Annotated in this window: 2 tRNA genes and 2 rRNA genes; all 4 read left to right on the top strand. The window is 47.6% G+C overall.

What is annotated here, in order from left to right:
• Positions 1-159: 159 nt before the first annotated feature.
• Positions 160-1,735 (top strand): 16S ribosomal RNA (locus tag FC73_RS06820).
• A gap of 161 nt (positions 1,736-1,896) precedes the next feature.
• Positions 1,897-1,971, top strand: a tRNA-Ile gene (locus FC73_RS06815).
• A 31-nt stretch (positions 1,972-2,002) separates the two neighbouring features.
• Positions 2,003-2,075 (top strand) — tRNA-Ala (locus FC73_RS06810).
• Positions 2,076-2,245: 170 nt separating this feature from the next.
• Positions 2,246-4,025: ribosomal RNA gene (locus FC73_RS06805) — 23S ribosomal RNA — on the top strand; the annotation flags it as partial.

Genomic DNA, 4,025 nt, shown 5'->3' with positions numbered 1-4,025 from the left:
AGTAGATCTTTGAAAACTGAACAAGATTTTGATTACAAGTGTAAGGTAGTTTTAAGTGTACAAGCTTAAAATTAAACATTTGCGAAGTCAATTCGCTTTTTAATTCTTTTGAAAAAGAATAACAACAAATAATAATGAGCTAGTAAAATTTCTCATTTCTAAAATGAGAGTTTGATCCTGGCTCAGGACGAACGCTGGCGGCATGCCTAATACATGCAAGTCGAACGAGCTGCGCCTAATGATAGTTGATGCTTGCATTAGCTTGACTTAAGTTAGCAGCGAGTGGCGAACTGGTGAGTAACACGTGGATAACCTGCCCAGAAGAAGGGGATAACACCTGGAAACAGATGCTAATACCGTATAACAACGAAAACCACATGGTTTTCGTTTGAAAGATGGCCTTTGTGCTATCGCTTTTGGATGGATCCGCGGCGCATTAGCTAGTTGGTGAGATAAAGGCTCACCAAGGCAATGATGCGTAGCCGACCTGAGAGGGTAATCGGCCACATTGGGACTGAGACACGGCCCAGACTCCTACGGGAGGCAGCAGTAGGGAATCTTCCACAATGGACGAAAGTCTGATGGAGCAATGCCGCGTGAGTGAAGAAGGGTTTCGGCTCGTAAAACTCTGTTGTTAGAGAAGAACGGGCGTGAGAGTAACTGCTCACGTCGCGACGGTATCTAACCAGAAAGTCACGGCTAACTACGTGCCAGCAGCCGCGGTAATACGTAGGTGGCAAGCGTTGTCCGGATTTATTGGGCGTAAAGCGAGCGCAGGCGGTCTTCTAAGTCTGATGTGAAAGCCTTCGGCTTAACCGGAGAAGTGCATCGGAAACTGGGAAACTTGAGTGCAGAAGAGGACAGTGGAACTCCATGTGTAGCGGTGAAATGCGTAGATATATGGAGGAACACCAGTGGCGAAGGCGGCTGTCTAGTCTGTAACTGACGCTGAGGCTCGAAAGCATGGGTAGCAAACAGGATTAGATACCCTGGTAGTCCATGCCGTAAACGATGAGTGCTAGGTGTTGGAGGGTTTCCGCCCTTCAGTGCCGCAGCTAACGCATTAAGCACTCCGCCTGGGGAGTACGACCGCAAGGTTGAAACTCAAAGGAATTGACGGGGACCCGCACAAGCGGTGGAGCATGTGGTTTAATTCGATGCTACGCGAAGAACCTTACCAGGTCTTGACATCTTCTGTTAACCTAAGAGATTAGGTGTCCCCTTCGGGGGCAGAATGACAGGTGGTGCATGGTTGTCGTCAGCTCGTGTCGTGAGATGTTGGGTTAAGTCCCGCAACGAGCGCAACCCTTGTCATTAGTTGCCAGCATTAAGTTGGGCACTCTAGTGAGACTGCCGGTGACAAACCGGAGGAAGGTGGGGATGACGTCAAATCATCATGCCCCTTATGACCTGGGCTACACACGTGCTACAATGGACGGTACAACGAGTTGCGAAACCGCGAGGTCAAGCTAATCTCTTAAAGCCGTTCTCAGTTCGGATTGCAGGCTGCAACTCGCCTGCATGAAGTTGGAATCGCTAGTAATCGTGGATCAGCATGCCACGGTGAATACGTTCCCGGGTCTTGTACACACCGCCCGTCACACCATGAGAGTTTGTAACACCCAAAGTCGGTTAGGTAACCTTTTGGAGCCTGCCGCCTAAGGTGGGACAGATGATTAGGGTGAAGTCGTAACAAGGTAGCCGTAGGAGAACCTGCGGCTGGATCACCTCCTTTCTAAGGAAAAATTCGGAAACCTTACACAATTAAAGTCTTGTTTAGTTTTGAGAGTTTTACTCTCATCAAAATAAATGTTCGCGCTTTTGGGTCTATAGCTCAGCTNAGTCTTGTTTAGTTTTGAGAGTTTTACTCTCATCAAAATAAATGTTCGCGCTTTTGGGTCTATAGCTCAGCTGGTTTAGAGCGCACGCCTGATAAGCGTGAGGTCGGTGGTTCGAGTCCACTTAGACCCATCGTTACTGGTAAGTGACAATCGAATATTTTGGGGAATTAGCTCAGCTGGGAGAGCACCTGCTTTGCAAGCAGGAGGTCAACGGTTCGATCCCGTTATTCTCCATTGACACGTCAGTGTCAANACTTTGTTCTTTGAAAACTAGATAATATTATTTTCTGTATTAATTATATTTTAATTATAATTTTAACCGAGAAATAACCACTACGTTATTTGAGTTTTTTAAAATAGTTTAAATCGCAAATACTCAATAACTTACATCACGAAGTGATGCAGGTTAAGTTATTAAGGGCGCATGGTGAATGCCTTGGTACTAGGAGCCGATGAAGGACGGAACTAACACCGATATGCTTCGGGGAGCTGTACGTAAGCTTTGATCCGGAGATTTCCGAATGGGGAAACCCAATCATCTTAGTCGATGATTGCTCGACAGTGAATTCATAGCTGTCGTGCGGTAAACGCGGGGAACTGAAACATCTAAGTACCCGCAGGAGTAGAAAAAAATTTCGATTCCCTAAGTAGCGGCGAGCGAACGGGGAACAGCCCAAACCGACCAGTTTACTGGTCGGGGTTGTAGGACTGAACATTTGAGTTACAAAAGAATCTGATAGTCGAATCAGTTGGGAAGCTGAGCCATAGATGGTGATAGCCCAGTAGACGAAATCAGATTCCCTCAGTTCAGGATCCTGAGTACGGCGACACACGTGAAATGTCGTCGGAAGCCGGGAGGACCATCTCCCAAGGCTAAATACTACCTAGTGACCGATAGTGAACCAGTACCGTGAGGGAAAGGTGAAAAGCACCCCGGAAGGGGAGTGAAATAGTTCCTGCAACCATGTGCCTACAAGCAGTTAGAGCCCATTTAAGGGTGATAGCGTGCCTCTTGTAGAATGAACCGGCGAGTTATAGTTGCATGCAAGGTTAAGCTGAAAAAGCGGAGCCGAAGCGAAAGCGAGTCTGAATAGGGCGTTGAAGTATGTTGCCATAGACCCGAAACCAGGTGATCTATCCATGTCCAGGATGAAAGTGTGGTAATACGCACCGGAGGTCCGAACCCGTGTACGTTGAAAAGTGCTGGGATGAGGTGTGGATAGCGGTGAAATTCCAAACGAACTTGGAGATAGCTGGTTCTCTCCGAAATAGCTTTAGGGTTAGCCTCGGATTTAGAATCATGGAGGTAGAGCCACTGTTTGGACAAGGGGTCCGTCTTGGATTACTAAGTTCAGATAAACTCCGAATACCATTGATTTATATCCGGGAGTCAGACGATGAGTGATAAGATCCATCGTCGAAAGGGGAACAGCCCAGACCACCAGTTAAGGTCCCTAAATATATGCTAAGTGGAAAAGGCGGTGGAGTTGCATAGACAACTAGGATGTTGGCTCAGAAGCAGCCACCATTTAAAGAGTGCGTAATAGCTCACTAGTCGAGTGATTCTGCGCCGAAAATTTACCGGGGCTAAGCATATTACCGAGACTGTGGACGCGACTTTGTCGCGTGATAGGAGAGCGTTCTAAGGGCAACGAAGCTAGACCGTAAGGACTAGTGGAGCGCTTAGAAGTGAGAATGCCGGTATGAGTAGCGAAAAATCAGTGAGAATCTGATTCACCGAATGACTAAGGTTTCCTGGGGAAGGCTCGTCCACCCAGGGTTAGTCGGGACCTAAGTCGAGGCCGAGAGGCGTAGACGATGGATAACAGGTTGAGATTCCTGTACTAGTTATTAACGTTTGAGTGATGGAGGAACGCAGAAGGCTAAGTTGTGCATCCTGATGGATATGGATGTTCAAGTCGCAAGTCAGGTCAAGAGAGAAATGCTTTTGATCGGGTTGACAAGCGACGATGAGGACCGAAATTATAGTAGGGAAGCAACTGATGTCACGCTGCCGAGAAAAGCTTCTAGCGAGTTAATAACTACCCGTACCGCAAACCGACACAGGTAGTCGAGGAGAGTATCCTCAGGTGAGCGAGAGAACTCTCGTTAAGGAACTCGGCAAAATGACCCCGTAACTTCGGAAGAAGGGGTGCTGTCCTAACGGACAGCCGCAGTGAAGAG

Origin of the sequence: Fructilactobacillus fructivorans (assembly GCF_001434095.1) — a bacterium.
Classification (GTDB): domain Bacteria; phylum Bacillota; class Bacilli; order Lactobacillales; family Lactobacillaceae; genus Fructilactobacillus; species Fructilactobacillus fructivorans.
Note: the sequence above shows the minus strand (reverse complement) of the source record. Positions and strands in the feature narration are given on the sequence as shown.